The following is a 20,942-nucleotide window of genomic DNA, read 5'->3' on the forward strand; positions in this document are numbered from 1 at the left end:
ACCGACACAAAGAATTACAACAATATCCTCAGCACTAATTTATAAGCATTGTCATAGTCCTTATAGGTAGATTTCAAAACGCCTTCTAGTTTTTTAAGATCAGTTTTCTCGCCTTTTTTAGGCTGGGGGATGCTGGTTAGCGGATTGGTTTCATGCGATACTACTGAAGTAGCGAGCCAGGTGGTTTCAAACATAGGTATGACCATACCTAGTATGGTACCTGGAAGTCCTGTGACGGATTCTGGGCCTATAGGTGCATAGAGCTGTTCGGTAAAATAAGCTACAATAATGACACTATCACGAAATTTAGCCATAGCCTTTCTACATGGATAGCCTGCTATAGTGCGAACCTCATCATGCATGTGCCATTGAAGTTTTGGAATAGAATCTAGAACGAGAAAAGTCTTTTCACTCACTTCTTTTTGACTTATTTGATTACCGCCAGCGATATCTATAAACGTTTGGCTATAGGATACATGTCCCCATACCCAGTTAGATTCTTCGGTGATATCTTTTTCTACGCGCTCATAGCTGGAAAACTGAGAATTAGTTTTTAAGGTAAAATTATCTTTCCAGAATTTCCCCTCTTTATCATCACTGCGCCACCATTTCGAAAGCTTGGCCATATTGATTTTTTTCTCATAGGTTACGGTATAGTTTTTGATAAACTGAGCTTGAATGCGCGTACCCAATACGAGGCAGACCAAGATGGTCAAAGATTTAAAAATCTGATTCATTACTTCCTTGTTTTCGTTTGTTTTTAAATTTATAGACCATAGTCAACATAAAATAGCGAGTGAGTGCTTGATTGATGGTTTCACTTCGCGTATTCTGATACAGACTTCTCCATATAGACCGATTTTGACCCAAAATATCATAGGCAGAAAATCGAAGTGTGAGCGCATTTTCCTTTAAGAAACTCTTTTCTAGACTTCCGTTTAGCAATATATAAGTCTGATTATCGGCAAAAGCCGCATTGCTCGGCAATATTTGATATTCAAATTCACCAATTAACTTAAACTGAAGAGGCAGTGTCAATTCTTGTTTGGTTGATATCTGATAGGTGAAGTTGTTTGTATTCTGAAAATTGGGATTATCTGAGCGCGCCTGATTCCAATCAAGGTTAAGAGTTAAGCTAGATTGTAACAAACTGTCAATACTTTTACTCATTTCTAGATAAAATCCAGAGTTGATATTATTGGTGCGTATCAATCTAGAATTAAAATAGTTACTTCTATTATTGAAACTCATCCAGAAACCAGGATCTATTTGCATTTTCAGCGGTTTAAAAAAGAATCCATACCATATACTTAAGTTTGCGGTATTATTTCCATTCACATGCGTAAAGAAATTCTGCACAGCTCCATTTTCTGAAATAATAGTTGAGTCTACGATGTCATTGACAATATGTTTAAAGCTCACATTTGCCCAAAGATTAGTTTGCGATACCGGATACCAGAAATTATTCCTCAAACTAAAGGAATAATTCTCCGTAGGAGATAAGTTAGGGTTTCCTGTGGTGATATACTGTGGATTGGAATTATCCGTAAATGGTTGTAATTGATTAATACGCGGGGCTACGACTCCTTTTCTAAAGTTTAAGGTCAAGGAGCTATTTCGTTTATACTTCCATGAAATATTAGCTGTAGGGAGTATGTAGTTAAAGTTTCTTGCTAAATTAACTTCTCCAGAATCTAGGTGTTCTTGAGTCATCGAAACCTGATGCAATTTAGCTCCAACAAACCAATCAACTTTTTTGCTCTTGTAGTTCAATTTTAGCTGCTCACTCCACGCATTGACATTGTAGTAATAATTGTTGCTTAAAGAAAGTATAGGCTGTGAATACTCATTGGTTAGCATATTTTTATTAAACGTATTGAAGAAAGAGGTATTTCTACCTAAGACATAGTTTAATCCAAATTCTGCATAAAATCCTTTAATAAATAAAGGTTCTATATAACTAGCCGAAAGCTTGAGATTATTATTTTTATTGAATAATTGCGTATTCTGATCTTGACTCTGTGCAATAGAATCTCCATTTGACTTGTAAAGCCAGCCATTCATAATACTCTTTCTATCTCCACTTGTTTCTCTAGTTGAATAATCAATTTGTAAGCCTAACAGTCTACCTTTTTTTGTAAATTTTCTCTCATACTCTGCATTGATTTCATAGGATTCCGTTCTATTATTAAAAGGATTACGACGCAGAGATTTATTGACTAATACGGAATCGTAAAATATGGTATTATCCGTTTGATTGAAGCCATCGTATTGCGACACATTGGCTGTAAAGCCTATATGTATTTTCTGCAAGGAATCTATGGTCTTGTCAATAGATATTAACCCCGAGTTCTTAATATTCTTTGCATTGATGTAATTTTTATTTTCTACATCTTGGGTAGCTTCATTGAAAAATGTCGTACTATTATTCAATTGATCGCCATCAAAACTGCTCTGATTATGATTAAATCTCGCCTTCAAAACACCGCTTCCATCACTAAATTTTTGATTCAAATTTCCCCCTGTTTTTATGTTTTGAGGAATTACTTGCAAGGTATTTCCTGTACCTCCATCTCCTCCTTTGTCTATCCAGGCATCTAGGTCCTCGTCATAGACCCAGCTTTGATTATCTATACCCATATCGCGCATATCTTGCCAATTCATGCGCGCACGCATATTATCTGCGCTAAAAAATCCTGCGAGTTTCGTATTCTCTCGAAATACATTGGCCATGGCTGTACTATTATATCTATTCGTATTACTATAGCCCTGTTCGAGTTTCCCGAAATATCCTTTCTTGGCATCGTCTTTCAATTTCAGATTGATGACCTTCATCTTTTCATCATCTGAACCAGTAGCATCTGATTTGCGTGTAGCGACATCAATGACTTCTACCTTATCTATCATACTAGCTTCAATATTTTTCGTAGCTACAGAGGCATCTTCACCGAAAAAATCATCCCCATCAACTAAGACGCGTTCTACTTTTTTTCCCTGCGCTTTTATAGTACCATCTTTGGAAACCTGAATTCCAGGAAGTCGCTTGAGGAGGTCTTCCGTGCTGGAACCAGCTGGGAGCTTAAAGCTATCTGCTACGTAAGTCACCGTATCCCCATTCATAGTTATAGCTTTATTGGCAGTGACTATAACCGTTTGCAACACTTTACTTAGAGGAATTAAGGCAGCAGTATCTCTATACCGAGCCAATTTGTTATAGACAATTTCTGTACTATAGTCTACATATTTTTTATGAAAGATTCTGACTACGAGTGTATCCTTCATAGTATCAGCTTCAATTTTCAATTCACCCAAGCCATTACTTCGTGCATAGCCTATCATTTTGCGATTAGATTTTTTAATAAGTATGCAGGTAGCCCCTTGAATAGGTTTACTCGTAAGATTATCGTATACGTATGTTTGATAGGTATATTGACCTTGAATTTTGCCCCCTATGAATAGCAGCAATGCTAATAATGTTAATTTCGTTTTAGACATTTCATTTAAAATAATACCAGTTTCTTATTTTGAAAAACATAACGTAAAAATTTAAAACTTATTTTTAAAGCTTATTTCATGATGTGTTTTCTACAGCGAAGGTAAAGCTAAAAACTGAATTTCAATGACAGAATAATGTCAAATTCTGCCAATTTATATTAAATAGTGTTGTGGGATTAGCGATAAGTGCTTATTAGTAAGATGAAAGTAAAATGAGAAATACGTTTAAAATCGAGATTTTCAAAATTTATCAGGACATTATCATATCTTCAAATCTCCACATCATCATATCTTCATTTCACACTTGCTCCATTAGGCACATCCCCTATCGGAGATACAAATGCTAAGCCAGCGCCATTATCCGCAAAGAGTATCATACCTTTACTTTCTATACCTTTTATTTTTCTCGGAGCTAGATTAGCAAGAACTTGTACGCGTTTATTCACGACATCCTCCACCTGAAATACATGTGCTATTCCTGAAACAATCGTTCTTACTTCATGTCCCATATCCACAGAAAGTTTCATCAATTTATCGGTACCCTCTACTCTCTCTGCGGTGAGAATAGTACCAATTATTATCTCCATTTTGGAGAAATCATCAAAGCTTATAAGATTCTCCTTTTTCTCTTCCTTTACCTCTTCTTGCACGATATCTTTGTGTGTTTTTTGATATAAATAATCTATTTGTTTTTGTATCACATCATCTTCCATTTTAGAAAACAAATGAAATGACTCTTTTACTTCATGTCCTGATGGCACTAAATCTTTTTCACCAATTCTATCCCAGCATAGGTCTCCACTCATATTGAGTTTATTCCATAACACCTTAGCGGTATTAGGCAAGAAAGGCTCAATTAAAATGGCAAAATTAGCTATGATTTGAAAACAATCGTATAATACTATTCCCGCATCTTTTGGATCGGTTTTTACCACCTTCCATGGTTCTTTTTCTGTCAAAATTTTATTGCCATGACGCGCCAACGACACTGCCTCAGCCAAGGCTTCTCGAAAAGAGTATGACTCTATAGCTGCAGCTACCTTTTCTTTCCTTTCTTTTATAATTTCTTTGAGCTCTGAACATTCGGAAGCTTGAGGCACTTTGCCCTCATAAAATTTATGTGTGAGAACAAAGATACGATTGACCAAATTACCGACAATAGCTACCAGTTCTGAATTAACCTTTAACTGAAAATCTTTCCATGAAAAATCTGCATCTTTATTCTCTGGTAGGTTTGAGATTAGTGCATAGCGGAGTTCATCAATTTTATCTGGAAAGGCTTCTAAATATTCATACATCTCCAGACTCCATCGTCTGCTTGTACTCATTTTTTGCCCTTCTAGGTTTAGAAACTCATTGGCTGGCACATCTTCTGGCAAAATATAGTCTCCCGATGCTTTTAGCATTATAGGAAAAATAATACAATGAAATACAATATTATCTTTACCTACAAAATGAACCAATTTGGTATCTTCATTTTTCCAATAAGGCTCCCAGGCTTTGTTATTATCCATGGCCCATTGTTTGGTAGCTGAGATATAACCTATAGGGGCATCAAACCAAACATATAATATTTTACCTTCCGCATTCTCAATAGGAACTGGTACTCCCCAGTCACCATCTCGGGTCATAGAACGTGCCTGCAATCCAGCATCTATCCAGCTTTTTGCTTGTCCATAGGTATTCGGTTTCCACCTACCTTTTTTGCCCTCTACCAACCATTCTTTAAGCCAAGGTTCATAATCACCCAATTTGAAATACCAATTTTTAGTTTCTTTCAATATAGGCTTGTTGCCAGTAACTACCGAAATAGGATTTACTAAATCGATAGGATCTAAAGATTTGCCGCAACTTTCGCACTGATCGCCGAATGCTTTATCGCTAGAACAGTTAGGGCAGGTGCCTTGAATATATCTATCTGCCAGAAAGTTTTTGGTTTCTTCATCATAATATTGCTCGGAAACACGCTCTTCAAAGAGTCCTTTTTTATAAAAATCTAGAAAAAATTCTTGGGCAGTTTCGAAATGCAATTTCTCTGTTGTTCTATGGTAAATATCAAATGATATACCTAATTTATCGAAACATTTTTGAGATAAGGCATGATATTTATCTACCAAATCTCTTGGACTTACCTTTTCCTTTAAAGCCTGCATAGTAATAGCAGTGCCCAGCTCATCACTCCCACAGATAAATACAACATCTCTTTTCTGTAATCTAAGATAGCGAACATAAATATCAGCAGGCAAATAGGCTCCGGCAAGGTGACCGATATGCTTTGGTCCATTGACATAGGGCAAAGCTGCCGTGACAGTATATCTTTTTATTTCTTTCATTATTTGACAAAAATAGAATATATAAAAAAAATAGCTCCGAACAATTCGGAGCTATTTAATATTCGTATTAAACGTAATTAATTACTTCTTACCAGCTTTCAAACCAGGGTGTGGAGAAGGAGGGTTACTAGCACCTGTTTCACCTTCTTGAGCGTTTCTAAACATAACAGCTCTGTCAGCATCTTGATCACCTGTACCTTCTAGATTATATCTCACAATAAATCTATCTCTTGATACACCGAATCGCTCCTCTAGATAACCAGCTACTTCCATAGCTCTATTATAAGATAACTGCTCGTTATACTTACCATTCTTATTATTTCTGTCATTGATACCATTGACGACTAATTTCATATCTGGGCATTTCTGCATTCTTTCTCCAATTGATTGAAGCGCTACTGCACTATTCGAATTTAGACCGTATCTATCTTTTTCAAATGTAATAGAAGGTAATGTAACCTCAGCACAATCACCTGCAGGCTTAACCGCTGGCTTTACTGGCTGAACAGCTTTTTTCTCTAGTTCTGCACAACAAGCCGGAGGTGGCACCTTAGCTACACCTTGATTATCTACTGGATAACCAGCTGGTGAGAATGGCTCTTTATCATCACAATCTACTAAACCATCTTTATCACTATCTAGCATGACTCCTTTGGTATCTACAGGACAACCTTCTCTAGAAGCCGGCTCTTGATCTAAAATGTTAGGAACTCCATCACCATCATCATCAGCAAATGCAGCATTGATTTCTTTTCTAGGATTCATCTCTGCTAACTTTTTCTGAAGTTCTTCGTTTGGATTTCTCCAATACAATGGAGCCTGAGTTCCTTTTCCTAAGTTATAGTTTACCTTTAAGGTTGTCTGATGAACCATATCGTTCATTTGACTGTAAGATGGTTGACTAAAACTCTGTGTATTATTAAAATTAGCAAAACGCTCTCCATCTAAATAGTCATCAAATACGTAGAATACTCTATGCTCCAAAGAAGCACTAAATCTATTAGTAATTTTTCTATTAATACTGCCTCCAAATGCTGCTGCTGGAACAATTACATAACCCCCTATGGTAGCTTTTCCACCATTATTGGCGGCTGAAGACTCATATACACCATCGAACAGGTTATCGTATTGCTCTCCTACTCTATTTTTAGCTCTTTGATCGCTGTTATTTGCGTTAGCGTTTGGATTATTAGGATCAAATGTTGGCAAATTGGAATTGTAAATATTCAACAATGCATTGCTAGCATTTCGATTAAAATCTATTCTCGTTCTATATAAAAATATAGCAGGTCCTGCAAAAAGATCAACTGTCCATTTTGGATTCATTTTTTTCATTCCTCCATTTCCTACAGTGAGAACCTGATCCCAAGATAAGGAATGAGAATACATCCTAGAGGAAACAAACCACATATTATCATTTGGATTGTTAGTCCACCCGTTAGCCACAGCTGTGTAATGTGGTCTAAAATCAGCCATAGTAGCTGTACCATAATTATACTGCCATCTCCAAGAAAAACTGTTTGATAACGCCTTTCTTGCATGGATACCAAAGGTAGAATTGTTGAAATCTAACTTAACTCTTGAGCTTACATCACCCCAAACGTAATTCAAACCACCAGAAATTCCTATTTCCCAAGGATTTGCGTTAGAATTATTCGAAGAAATTTTCTTCTTTGGAGCTGGAGCCGGAGCTGCCTCTACAGGTGCTGTAGTTTCTGTTTTTTTCTCTTGTGCGCTTAATGAAAAGCCTACGAAAACAAGAACTAAAAGCAATACATTTTTATTCATATAAATATAGATTTTTTACGACGAGCACAAAGTTATAGTTTTTTTAAAAATAGCAGGTTTTTTTTTACATTTCTTTGATTTTACCCTGATTTATCAGTTTTTCAAGGGTAGAATTATAGTCTAAATATGACTTTGATGCTATTTTCTGGGGATTTCTATACAATATACCCATAGCTACGGGCATATCTGAAAATTTTCCATGACCAAGTTGGGTGAGCATTTGAGCTTTTGACAGTGAGGATTCGTCGTGAATCCAAATTTTAGAAGCATCCATGCTATCAACTCTCACTTTTTTAAGTTCAAAATCTTCATAAATAATAGTCCATTCATTGCTTTCTCCAAATAGAATAGGCTGTCCATGTTCTAATCGAATGATTTTTTCTGCTTGATTTCTTTTATCGATAATGGGATCAAAGACGCCATCGTTAAAAATAGGGCAATTTTGCAAAATCTCAACTAACGAGGAGCCCCGATGTTCCTGAGCTTCTACCATATACTTTTGAATATATGTGGCATCGCGATCAAAGGTTCTGCAAACAAAACCAGAGCCAACCGTCAAAGCAAGATGTAAGGCATTGATCGAATTTTCTTCATTCCCTGTAGGCGATGATTTTGAAAACTGACCTAGCTCCGAAGTGGGGGAGTATTGTCCTTTTGTCAAACCATAGATATGATTATTAAAGAGTAAAACACTTAGATTAATATCCCTCCTAAAGAGATGTAAAAAATGATTCCCGCCTATTGATAAACCATCTCCATCTCCTGTAATAACCCACACATTCATTTCTGGCTTAGATAGCTTAATGCCAGTAGCTATAGGCAAAGCACGACCATGAATGGTGTGGAATCCGTATGTATTCATATAGTAAGGTAATCTGGATGCACACCCAATACCTGATACCACGACGGTTTTCTCTGGCTTAATTCCAGACTTGGCTAATGCTGACTGAAAATGTTTAAGTATAGCATGATCACCGCATCCTGGGCACCACTTTACTTCATTTTGATTGCTAAAATCACGTGCAGTACTAAACGACATTCCAATTTGTCTTAGTTTTATCTAAATAGAATGAAGTTTTAGCCTTTGGGCAATTACAACCTTTTTTGAATATACTACAACCTGCCATAGCAGTTAATGCAAGTATTAAAATGCCAAGAATAATCTGTTTTTTAATCATATAACTTATAAATCATCTTTTGAACGAGGTCTTAATGCAGACTTCCACACAAAATTAATTAAAAACCGATTAGACTCCGTGATTTCTTTTACAGGAAAAAACACCGCCTTTGGATTCTCATAAAAAATGACCTCCTTAGGTTTACTGGTATCATAAATCATTTTCAAACTATAACTCTCGCTGCTATTTAACCCTAGATAGCCCTTACCTTCTTCCTTACCATAATAAATAGATTTTGTATTGCCAAAAGCATAGAGATAATCTAACTTACCATCTTTAAAGAAAAAATGACTTGTATCGCTACTTACCTGATTAAAATGTCCTTTAGCCTCTTCTTGTTGAGCCATGAATGAATTACCAAATACGTTGATTCGCTTAGGCTTTTTATTCTTTAAATATATGTATAGGTGAAGTCCCGATAACTGGCTCTCTTCCTGCCAAATAAATGCGCTATCTCTTAGATAGATAGTAGAATCTACTGTTTTGTATATCATAGTATCGCCTATAGCTTGAAAATCTGCGTTATATAATCTTACATTCTTGAGAGCTTTCATAATTTTCTCTTCTTTATTGATAGACTGATTAATGAGAATATCGCCACGAATAAAGGTAGGCTTGTTGTCAGTGGATTCTAAAATCAAGACGGGTCGGTTATAAGCTATGATATCTTTATTATCGTTATACATATAAGCAGAGTCTCCAAATAGGTGGGTCTTAGCAGCTGTATCATGGTATTCAAAGGTTTTATAGATATAGCTTTTCCCTTGATTTTTATCATAAAAAATGGAATCTGTCAATAACCAACTTGGGGGATTGTATATATAGGTACCTCTCCCGAAACTAGATTGATCTTTCTCTTCATCGTGCCAGCCAGAGTTGCACCATATATATCCGCTATCATTATCTATTTTGGTACTCGTTTTAAAAATACTTCGTTTGAGCTTAGTATTATACATGAGTGAATCGGACTCAAGCCTATATTTTGGATGATTGACTCGCACATTTTGTCTAAATAGTGCTAGATTTTCTCTAGTATAAAATGTTCCAGTCTGAGATGTTATTTCTGATTCTTCATTAATCATTTTTCCTCCAGTCAGATATTGTCCTACGTCATTATTTAAATCATAGGTGATATCCTCTGCATAGAGTTTTGCCTTTTTCTCTACTAGAATAACATTGCCACGAAGAATAGCAACTTTTTGAAGACTAAGATAATTTAACTTGTCCCCATAAGCATTGGCACCGTTTTTTTTTCGTATATGCACGTGCCCGAAAGCATCTATGTTATTGTTGGTATAAACTACCGCCGAGTCACAATCTATATAATTTAACTTATGGCGCAATTTAACATTACCTACAAGTATTCTTATACTTTCTCCGTTCACGGTCTCCATGATACCCTGATCAGTGGGGGGAAGAATCTCCACCTCATACTTTTCCTGAGAAAAAAGTTGATAAGAAAAACTAAGTAAAAAGCAAACTGCTAAGCTACTAAGACGTTTAGCCTCCATATGACTTACTTCTTACCGCCAAATATAGAAAAGCCCACATAGCGCTTGGGATTAGATTTGAAGTCTATGAGTAGCTCATTTGCATTGTTAACCGTTGTGTTGAGATTATTATATAGCACTGGGTCTTTCATCAGTTTGCCTAAGCTGCCTTGTCCCTGATTCAACTCAGTTAGTAAGGTATTCAATTCATTAACTGATTTACTTAAATTTTGCATCATACCTGCAATATCAGCTTGATTGGCCTTACCTGAGATATCTCGAATATTGCTAATAGTAGTATTGATATCATCTTGTTTTTTAGCTAAATTGAGAGAGATACGCTCAAAATTAGCCATCGTTTGATGAATAGGCTTTTGATTGCTTTCTATTAGCTTGTTCATGTTAGCTATGGTAGCATTGAGGGTAACCAAAGTGCTATTTATATGGTTTACGGTGAGATACAAATTGTCATTTTGTCTTCTATCAAACAAGGTATTAATATTGCCCAATAACGAATCGGCCGATTTAGCCATAGGTCCTACTGATTTCAGAATACCATTCTCTGGTACTCCTTCTAGTGCTTCCATCTCTTTCAAAACCGTCGAAGAATTTCCTAAATGAAGGATCAATCCCATATTGCCCATAATACTGGTGCTGGTAATTTGTATTTTCGAATCCTTTGGTATCTTTAAACTCCTGTCTGCTGTGAAAACAACTCGTACTTCACTAGGCTTGGCTAAATCTACAAATTCGATTTGATCAACCATTCCCACAACTACCCCACTTAGGTATACTCTATCAGATTTTTTCACCTTATCTACATTGTCAAAAATGGCTACATATTTGAGATCGCCACTATGCAGCAATGTCCCCTTCATAAAAAGATAAGCTACGACAAATAATACTATTGATAGTATGGCAAGTAATGCTACTTTAATATCCTTATCTAAAGCCACGGCGTTTTAAATTAACTTGAAGCAAATTATACTTTCTGGTATAATAATATGGGTGCAAAACTAATACTAAATGTTTTTTACAACTGAAATAAACAATGTTAAAGTCCTAAGAAACTAAAAAATACTACTCGATACCGAATGGTACGTTCACGCGATAGTCTATATCATACTTAGGGTCTCTGCCGCTAGGTGACAATAATTTAAACTCAACACGTCTATTTTTCGCTCTTCCAGCTGGGTCATCCTCACCAGATGGTGTAGTATTGGGTGCAATTGGCACTAACTCACTATATCCTCTCATAATGATGCGCTCAGGTTCCAATCCCTTTTCTAAAAGATACTCTGCTGCAGCCTTGCATCTGCGTTCAGATAAGGCCTGATTATATACCTCTGTGCCTCTCGCATCTGTATGTCCATCAATTTTTAAGAAAACATTGGGGAAGATTTTCATTAAAGAATATACACTATCTAAAATGGAGAAATACTCTGGCCTTACCACTGATTTATCAAATGCGTAATATACATTCTCTACCACATATCTCTTTTTCTCGATTGGATCTAAATAGAATGTCTTATAAATGGTATCATTTTTGAATAATACCTTTGGAGTAGAGAAGGAATCTATACCTGGATAGTATCCTTCCTTCATACCGTTTATTCTATAGGTTTGACCTGCGTTTAATTTGACCATAAAATGGCTATCTTTTTCGGTAATAGTTCTTATGACCAGTTTGCCGTCCTTATCTATCATCAATGCATCTACGCCATTTAGTGGTTTTTTAGTTTCTATATCAGCCGAAGAAACATATATTCCTTTTACCCAGATATTGTATTCTGCTTTTTTTATGCTCCAGATATCGTCACAGCAAGTATAACCTCTAGGAGATTTCGAACCATTTCTATTAGATACGAAATAACCTTCATCATTGTCATCTAATTTTAGATATAAATCATCCACAGATGAATTAATTGGAAATTTTAAATTGATTACCTTATCCCATTTTCCAACTGTACCTGATACCTTGAAGATATCATGTCCACCAACACTTGGATATCCATTAGAAGAAAAATACAAGGTTTTATCTTTTTTATGATAATAAGGAGTAACCTCATCACCAAAGGTGTTTACTTGTGTTAAATTAACCGGATCGGAAAATCTTCCTGAACCTCCTTTGCTACCTTTCGATGAAGGTTTAGGTTTCTCCTCAGTTTTTGGAGCTGTACCATCATTAATCTTCGATGCCCATATATCCAGTCCACCTTTCCCGTTTGGTCTATCACTCACAAAAAGTAGATACTTTGTACCTGAGCCATCGTCATAAACTGCTGGCTGAGTGTTAGTCGTTCCTTTTTCATTTAACTTGGTCAATTCAGTAGGAACCCAAGCCCCATCTTTCTTCTCTGCCATCCACAATTTACATTTCATATTGAGTTTTCTGTCCTCCATACATTGGGTATAGTAGATAATTTTACCTGATTCATCTATAAATCCATTACCAATATGTACTTCAGGTTTATTGATTTCCTGAGGTAACAATTCTGGTCTAGCAAAAATATTTTTCTCTTTATCAAATTTCGTAAAAACGATTTTTGAGGTATAATCTTTTCCTTCATACTTTAGTCTAGTTACGTTCAAAGCTGTATCAGAAATCAAAGATGAGTAGATCAAATTGTCATTTTTTAATGGCTGAGGTGCATATTCTTGTAGGTAGCCATTTATTTGTTTCACATTGTCAACTGTGATTTTCGGATCCTTGAGATTTCTTGTCTCGATAGCCAATTCAGCACCTTTAATCTCATTTTCTACAATATTCATAGATAAAGTAGCCTTCTTATTTGCTCGCACATAATTTAACTCATCTAAGGCATCCTTGTACTTCATGTTTGCTTTCAAACAGAGAGCCAATCGAATATCTGCGTCTTTGTCATATTTTTTATCTAGATCTAATAATTTTCTGGTGTACTCTTCCGCTGCTACATAATCTCTTAATTTAAAATTAAGTTCAGATAGTTTTTGCAGAACGCACTTATTTGTAGGCTTCTTAGCATGAGCCATTTTGTAATATTCAACTGCATTTACATAGCTTCCCTCATTTTCCAACATGGTGGCATATCTTAGCATTTTACCATAAGACAAATTTTTATACTTAACCAAATCTTGATTCAATTGATTTGATTTTGTCTTATCGGGATTCTTAGCTGAAGGACTCGTCCTATTTTGCGTCGATGCTGTAAATACAATGTTGAATAGAGCTATAAATAAGACTATTCTTCGGATAAAGTGCATAATTCTAATATAGTTTATATATAGGTTTAATATCTAGGGTTTAGAATAAAGTCATCCTCCAATAAAGGTGGAGCAACTTTTGGTTTGCCTGTAAATATAATACTTATTTCTAAACTGTTAGCAATTCCATCTAAATACTTGGAATTTCCCCCCTTAGAAATCGAAACATGCGCATCATAAGACATCTGCACCTGTAGCTTATTCATCTTCATACCGATAGTAGGTATTACAGATTCTAAATTCCCATCATTTGTTCTAAGCCATAAACCTAATATCAAACTGTTGCCATAAGTTCCACCTTTGAGAATCTTATATGAGAAATTACTTCCCATGACAAAATTGGTAGAGACGGCTTGAAAAGAACCATAAAAACCTGGTAAGAGCTTCATACGCTCCGTCATATCAAAATCAAGAAGGGCATAAGCCTTATAGGAACGTGGAACATTCACGCCTTGAATCCCAGTTCGTGTAAATCTTTGGGGTGCTTCCAATAAATTATTCGCGACTAAACCCAAGTTAGCTGTTAAGAAGTATAAATCCCATTTAAAATTAGCGCCGAAATTGCAATCCATGTATGAACGACTAGACTCTAAAAACTGGATGCCACTTCCCCATCTAGGATCAAATGGATCAAGCTGGGTCGTGTTATAGAGACCTTGTGCCCCAAAACTGAGCGTATTGTCACCCATGATGAATGAATATGATAAAGCAAGATTTGCTTGTATAGTTGAAAATATTCCTCCACCAGCTACATCCTGTAAAACATATACTCCAACCCCGAATCGTTTCTTAAAAAGCGATAAATCTACACCGCCTGATCTTGTCTCATACAAAAACTTGCCATCTGCTCCTGCAATACCTGACCATTGATTTCTTGCGTGCGCATTTAACCTAAACAAATCCTCTCCAATTTGACCAGTTAACGCTGGATTCAAAAACATAGGAGCATTATAGAATTGACTATAATGTAAATTATTTTGGGAATGAAGCACTGATGCACTCCATCCCCAAATAATAATTAGACTCCAATAAAACTTACTCTTCATCACCTGACCAGTGTCACTACTATTTTATCGTATTTTGTTTGTTTATCCTTTCTTGCTTCATGCAAATCATAGGAGATAAAGGCGACATAAACACCCACTGGTTGATACTGACCATTGAATTTTCCATCCCATGGAGATTTCGGATCATCATGCAGCAATTGTCCATATCGATTATAAATTTTTAATTCTTTAAATTCTACGACTCCTTGAACTCGCGGGTAAAAATAATCATTTATTCCATCTCCATCGGGAGTAAATATATTGACCGTATCCATTTGATTCTTTAATGTCTTGAACCTCACAACTTCATTCTCAATACATGGTTCTTTTGGAGGCATATAATTTGTATCGGTTACCGTCATTACCAAAATGTATTCTATATCACCTGTATCTCTAGCTATAGCTATCGGATTGAGACTGTCATTTTTATTATATCTCATCTTATTAATAGTATCCGAGCTCGGAATCCATTTGTATTGAATGCTAGTAGCGTTGATAGCCAAGTGCTCACCGAAAATTTTATTTTCCTGACCTATATGTATAACCTCTTTTTCTGGTCTGGCGCGAACTTGACCACACTTAGAATCTATAAAAATAGAACCTGTATCTTTACAGCCATTGGCCTTTATTGCCTCTACGACATATACTCCAGATACGTTAGGCTTGGTATAAATTACTTGACTTCGCTCTCCCGTACTCCATATATAGCCTCGATAATTTTTTCCTTCAGGATTTGCGTCTAAGGTAATAACCTCATCACAACATACTGCTTGATTTTTACCTAAAAGAATTCTTCCTGCTGTATCATTTACTACTAAGGCAGTAGCCTCTTTCTTACAACCATTGATTTCACGCACAACTCTATATAAACCAGGTGTATATACATTGAGAGAAGTAAGCTTACGACCATCAGGATACCACGTATAGGTAGCTTTTGAATCGAATGGTATAGGTTGCAGGGTAATCATCTGATTATTGCTCATACATATCGTGTCATCTACTAGTTTAAAGTCGGGGTTATCTATGACAGACACAGTAGCACTATCTTTCATGAACATAAGGCAACCATATTGATCTCGAGGATTAACCAAGTAGTAAATACCAGCTTGATTCACCTTAATGTATGGATTAGTAGATCCTGTATTCCAGATTGGATTAGCTACATCATCGCTCTGAGTATACATAATCAGTGCCGAATCACCTTCACATATAGTAGCTAATTTATTAACCAAGGTAACAGTATCTTTTTTGCGTAGGATTATCAATTTATCTAAAGAAGTGTTTGTGCATGCTCCAGAATCCACTATCATACTATATGCTCCAGGTGTAGCCACCTTTATGCTATATCCCGTATCTATAATCTGACCTCCAAATCGCCATCTCGGTTTTTTATACCCTACATTATTAGGAATAGATAACAATACAGAATCACCAGGACAAATGAGAGCTGCAGCACCGAGGTCTGGCATAGTCTTCAACATTTGAATATCTACCCAAATACTATCCGTATTATAGCAGTTTGGATTATTGGCGCTTCGCACGGTTAGATAGTGATAGCCCGGATTAGGTGGGGTAATAATTTGAATAGGGCTAGTATAATCTGCCTTCACTTTTCCAAATTGGGTGGTATCCCATTCATAGGTGTAAAGATTTTGATTCATACCCACTACACCACCAGATACAGTGATAGACTGACCCTGACATGCTACAGCCACAGGAGGATCAAAACTGACATAAGGTCTATCCACATTAGAAGTCATGGTATCTCGCACTCGACATACAACCTTGTTCTGACCATAAGTTGTATCTACATAATCCAATATAGTATAATACTTATTTGAGAATCTATTATATATCGTAGGGTTGGTTACCTGAGTATTACTGATAAATTCCTTAGGTGCCCAGAGGATTTCTCGCGGAATAGGAGGTGGTGTTCTCGTAGGCTTACACATAGTAAATTCTACATTTGGACGAATCAAATCCAGTGTGCCCGTTAAATAATTACAACCAAACTGCTCAGGTGCTGTACCAAAGGTTCTTGCTGACTGGTGTAAGCATCTTCTCTTTGTCTGAGTCGTGGATCGCACCCGCTCTGATCTATAATCATAGCCATTAAAATTATCAAAACAAATATCTATAATGATACCCGACTTACCGTCCCATGCATAAGGCTTTTGCAGAGCAAAACGATTCCAACCAAATACAGTTGTCAATTCATCTTTGTAGTATACTTCTTCAAAGGTGGCTAAAGATTCGAAATTAGCGTTGACAAAAGAATCCTGTGTATTCGGAATACACTTCATGCGAATAGCAAAATTTAGTAACCTATTCGTATTAACGAATGCCTCAATAATTTCGAAGGCAATTTCTCGAATATAGCCAGGTCTCATGTTCGGATTATTGCGCAACTCAGCAAATGGATATAAAATCTGAATACGCTTATCGGTAACTAATTGTCCTATGCCTGTTCCAGCACCACCAAATGGTGACTGCAGAACAGTACCAATAGTAGATGTGGCATTTCCCAATCTAGGAGAAAATATGGAATCTCTCGCTCGGCAAGAATCCTGTATTTTATTTCCAGGCAGGCCGCCTGTTTCGCTATTATTGCCACACTCTGCACCGCTACGTATAGGACCACAATTCAGCACTAGAGGTATAGGCTGAATAGGACGACGATCTGTATTGATATGAACAGTATCTCCAGGACACTTGCCCACCAATTTCGGAGTAACAGTAACTTTATAGTTCGTATCAATATGAGCATACACTGTGGTTGAATCCTTACACTTATCATTCGTCATGCGAATGGTATATGTCAGCGGAACCTGAGTTACTATTTTAGGTTCTTCTTCTGTATTTCCTGGTCCACCCGTCTTTGAAATTAATGTTGCAGGATTTTGATTCCAGTTGAGGGATATGTTTTCTAACAGTTCAGAATAGAAGAACCTTATGTTATGCCTTGAATTAGATGTAACGGTAGGAGCTGCTTCAAAGGTACCTTGACTATTCCCATATTTACCAATTATGGACACGTAATTTGTCAAGTTATCTAAGAAAGCTGGTGAAGTAGCCGTATTACTATTACATGGCTTATTACAAGTAGTCCATACCTCAAAATAAAGATTGGAAGAACCATCCCATACAAAATCAGCTATGTCAAAGGTATTCCAGCCCACTGACAGCAGTCGACTAGATGTTGTAAACATTTTCCGCATACTTAAGGTGTCTTCAAACACACCATTCTGTAAGTCAAATCGATCCGTACACTTCATCCATATCTCTATATTATTGTAAATGTTGGGGTCATTGATACCATCTATATTGAAGGCTATTTCTTTCACGATACCTGGTTTCATACCCTTGTCACAAAGCTCTGAACCTTTATAGAGAAGAGCTGTGCGCCCTCTATCTATAGCTGCGGTAGCTGTAAATATTTTAGGAGTAGGATTTGTATTGGACTGTGTACCAGGGTAATCAAAATTCTTGCTAGTACCTGGTTTTTCCTTTGAGAAATCAACCCTAGGGCTACATATTGAAGTAGTGAGCAACACTTTAGAAACATTGATCGTATCACCAGGACATACATATTGTCTATCAGTAACGAATAGACCTCGAGGCTTAATACCTGTCATAGGGACTTCTACACTCGCAGGATAAATGCAAGTATCCTGAGAAATAACATAACATATGTAGGTATTATCTTTTTTCTGTAACTTGATGTCTGCGGTATTAGATAGAAAACTCGGAGTAAGATCATACTCTGCATCTAGGGACTGCCAATCAAATAAACTCGTAAGCATAGCACTGCTTGACAACCCCGTCACTTCCAGTTTTCCCTTGGTCCCAAAACAACTATCCGCTATATTTAACGTCAAAGACGGACTGATAGGTGGCTTACTAATTAAATAAAGGGTATCTTTATTATTACAATATTGATTGGATATCATTTCAATAACATAATTCGATGTAGGATCACTAGGCAGTGGTCCCCAGCTCGCATCAGGAGTATAGGTATCTTCAGGAGTACCAGTAGCAGCATTTCCTTTGTATAGGTACCAATTCACCACTACATTAGTCTCTAAATTCACTGCGTTGACTACTAGAGGGAGTGGCGAACCACAATGATAGGCTCTATCTGAACTTTGATTTAATGAAAATACAGGTTTAGCTGTCTTTGGCTGAAAATTAAGATATGACCAGTCTATACGATTTTTCTTATTCACTCTCACTCTATATACTACGGATCTACTGAGGATATAACCATTTACACAGTCCCTAATTTGAAATATGATAGGATAAGTACCCGCAGGGGTATTGGCTGGTATATTCCAGTTAAAGGTACCTACAGCAGTGTCGAATGTTGGGAAGCCATTGTTTTTATATGCAGAACTGATAAATGCGCCAGTCGAAAGCATTGTCGGATGCAACTCTCCAGTGATAACCAAAGCAGCGTTGTTCAGATCAGAAACTGAAAAAGCTCTTACAGCAAATCGCATGTTCAGTCCAGAGCAAGTTTCGATAAGATTCGGCTGACCAGGTACTACCGCACAGTTTAAAAAATTATGGGCTGAGTTCGGAATAAAATAAGATGCCTCCGTAATGGAATTATTCGCATCGCACTCTTCATCTGCTATCACAGTTATGGTGAAATCTCGGTAAACTTTACCTACAAAAGCTCCTGCTTTATCCCTTTCCGTGATTTTGACGGCAGCTTTATATCGCCCAACGCCTGTTTTGGGAGCTCCCGGTGGATTCATGGTAATATCTATGACGCCCGTATTCTGATTCAAGTCGTAGGTAGATGCAGAGCCTAAAGGATTATTCTCATTATAAACGCCAGTCCAAGTAATGTATGAAATCGTCCTATCTGGCTGACCACAAACAGGATCTCCGAAACAAGCTGCCTTCATTGGTGTAGATTTCTCAAATGTCATTTCGTGATCATCATCATCATAATACCCTAGATCAAATAGCCGCTGCCTACCTTCGCAGATAAAAATGAATGGAGTACCTGCCGAATTTGGCGTTGTATTGGCACAATACTTCGGACATGGATTTGGAGAACAACCTTGAAAAACACCACATGGAATGGCATTGCTATATTCTGCTTCGATATAGAAATACGATTCGGTAGGATCATTGCCGAATGCCATGGTATTGAGGGCAGAAATCCGCACTGAAAATGGGCTGGGTGGCATCATACCTCTTGCGGCAGGTACCATGTATCCAGCCACCCCAGGTTGCTGGATTTGTTCTAGGGCACACCGCTGCGAATTAGGCCCACCATATTTCTGAGTATACCAATCCAACCTATATTCTCCTGGTTTTGGAGTTCCAGGGGCAATACTTGGAATAATTCCCGATGAACTGCTATACAGCATACCGATGACCCAATCATCTGTATTGACTGGCAAGACTACAGTGTCCGTAAAAGTCTCTGTGCGATATCCAATCCGAGCAGAATTTGCACTCTCGCATTTTGTATTAAAATTATTATAAGGGCAGATAGGAGTCGCATACCTATCCGACAAATCTTCTCTAAACCAACAGGCAAATTTTAAGTATTCACATTTTGATTTACTATACAGCATACCGATCATGGTATCCGAAATATTCGGAAAGGTATAAGCTGCCCCTGGAGATGCTTCGCAGTCACGATAAAAAATGAGCCTTATCTCTACAGTATCTCGGGTACTAGGATCCAATTTAGGAGCCACATTGAGCGGACGTACTTTTAACTCAGCTCCAGCCATAAATGGTCTAGTACTACGAGATCCTGGAGGAGCACCACCCCACATGGCATAGGCGTCTGTAATTGCAAATAGTCCAGTTAATAGAACTAAAATTTTAAAATTGAGTTTTTTCATAGGTTAAAGTTTTTAAGGTTAACGGGATGCGTTTTAGTGTTGCGAGAAGGGCTCGCTAGTTTTAGTATAGAATTTTGTTGCAATTTCATAAAATTACATGACATTATTGACGTGTAAAGATACAAAGATTATAGTATCTCTTAAAAAAAATTAAACCCTAAGTTTGAAAAATTTGTTAATTCATTTATAATGTTTGTATTACAAACGTTGATTGGTATCAAAAACAAAGATTTTTCAGCGAAATTATGCACTTTAAAACTCTATGTCCGATGATTTCTTGACTCACTTTTGAGCCAAAGAAGTTTCATGAAAAAAAATTAAAAAAACAACACAACATAGATGCCATTCTCAATTATCATTTTTTTAAAGTTTAAAACTTAAAACATTATCTAATACCGTAAGCGTATTAGTAATAGTCCAATGTCGCATGGCTCATTGCACTAAACAAATACAGCTACGGCATTTACCATAGCAAGGTTTTAAAATGGGTTGGACCATT

Annotated in this window: 10 protein-coding genes; all 10 read right to left on the bottom strand. The window is 36.8% G+C overall.

Annotated features, from left to right (window positions below):
* Nucleotides 1-14: 14 nt before the first annotated feature.
* On the bottom strand, nt 15-737 hold the full coding sequence (locus JNL75_12075) for a GLPGLI family protein (GenBank protein MBL7790557.1): 723 nt from the start codon (nt 735-737) through the stop codon (nt 15-17).
* Nucleotides 721-3,495, bottom strand: coding sequence for an outer membrane beta-barrel protein (locus JNL75_12080; GenBank protein ID MBL7790558.1), 2,775 nt, complete (start codon nt 3,493-3,495; stop codon nt 721-723). The genes JNL75_12075 and JNL75_12080 overlap by 17 nt, the downstream gene beginning before the upstream one ends.
* Nucleotides 3,496-3,788: 293 nt before the next feature.
* Nucleotides 3,789-5,831 (bottom strand): methionine--tRNA ligase, encoded by a 2,043-nt coding sequence (gene metG / locus JNL75_12085; GenBank protein MBL7790559.1) that lies wholly within the window; start codon nt 5,829-5,831, stop codon nt 3,789-3,791.
* 78 nt (nt 5,832-5,909) lie between these two features.
* A complete protein-coding gene (locus tag JNL75_12090) occupies nt 5,910-7,616 on the bottom strand; it encodes an OmpA family protein (GenBank protein MBL7790560.1) in 1,707 nt (568 codons plus the stop codon).
* A 64-nt stretch (nt 7,617-7,680) separates the two neighbouring features.
* Entirely contained in the window at nt 7,681-8,655 is a 975-nt protein-coding gene (locus JNL75_12095) for a 2-oxoacid:ferredoxin oxidoreductase subunit beta (GenBank protein ID MBL7790561.1), read from the bottom strand.
* 144 nt (nt 8,656-8,799) lie between these two features.
* Entirely contained in the window at nt 8,800-10,305 is a 1,506-nt protein-coding gene (locus JNL75_12100) for a hypothetical protein (protein MBL7790562.1), read from the bottom strand.
* 5 nt (nt 10,306-10,310) lie between these two features.
* Entirely contained in the window at nt 10,311-11,240 is a 930-nt protein-coding gene (locus JNL75_12105; protein ID MBL7790563.1) for an MCE family protein, read from the bottom strand.
* 124 nt (nt 11,241-11,364) lie between these two features.
* A complete protein-coding gene (locus tag JNL75_12110) occupies nt 11,365-13,527 on the bottom strand; it encodes an OmpA family protein (protein MBL7790564.1) in 2,163 nt (720 codons plus the stop codon).
* Between the two features lie 26 nt (nt 13,528-13,553).
* Complete coding sequence (locus JNL75_12115; GenBank protein ID MBL7790565.1) at nt 13,554-14,573, bottom strand: PorP/SprF family type IX secretion system membrane protein; 1,020 nt, start codon at nt 14,571-14,573, stop codon at nt 13,554-13,556.
* Complete coding sequence (locus tag JNL75_12120) at nt 14,573-20,443, bottom strand: gliding motility-associated C-terminal domain-containing protein (GenBank protein MBL7790566.1); 5,871 nt, start codon at nt 20,441-20,443, stop codon at nt 14,573-14,575. The genes JNL75_12115 and JNL75_12120 overlap by 1 nt, the downstream gene beginning before the upstream one ends.
* Nucleotides 20,444-20,942 lie beyond the last annotated feature (499 nt).

It is taken from the genome of Chitinophagales bacterium (assembly GCA_016787225.1).
In the GTDB taxonomy this organism is placed as follows: domain Bacteria; phylum Bacteroidota; class Bacteroidia; order Chitinophagales; family JADJOU01; genus CHPMRC01.

Excerpts from the sequence above, each read along its gene's own strand:
- JNL75_12120 (MBL7790566.1), bottom strand. The coding sequence starts at position 20,443 with ATGAAAAAACTCAATTTTAAAATTTTAGTTCTATTAACTGGACTATTT.
- JNL75_12095 (MBL7790561.1), bottom strand. The coding sequence starts at position 8,655 with ATGTCGTTTAGTACTGCACGTGATTTTAGCAATCAAAATGAAGTAAAG.
- JNL75_12075 (MBL7790557.1), bottom strand. The coding sequence starts at position 737 with ATGAATCAGATTTTTAAATCTTTGACCATCTTGGTCTGCCTCGTATTG.
- JNL75_12110 (MBL7790564.1), bottom strand. The coding sequence starts at position 13,527 with ATGCACTTTATCCGAAGAATAGTCTTATTTATAGCTCTATTCAACATT.
- JNL75_12100 (MBL7790562.1), bottom strand. The coding sequence starts at position 10,305 with ATGGAGGCTAAACGTCTTAGTAGCTTAGCAGTTTGCTTTTTACTTAGT.
- JNL75_12115 (MBL7790565.1), bottom strand. The coding sequence starts at position 14,573 with ATGAAGAGTAAGTTTTATTGGAGTCTAATTATTATTTGGGGATGGAGT.
- JNL75_12080 (MBL7790558.1), bottom strand. The coding sequence starts at position 3,495 with ATGTCTAAAACGAAATTAACATTATTAGCATTGCTGCTATTCATAGGG.
- JNL75_12090 (MBL7790560.1), bottom strand. The coding sequence starts at position 7,616 with ATGAATAAAAATGTATTGCTTTTAGTTCTTGTTTTCGTAGGCTTTTCA.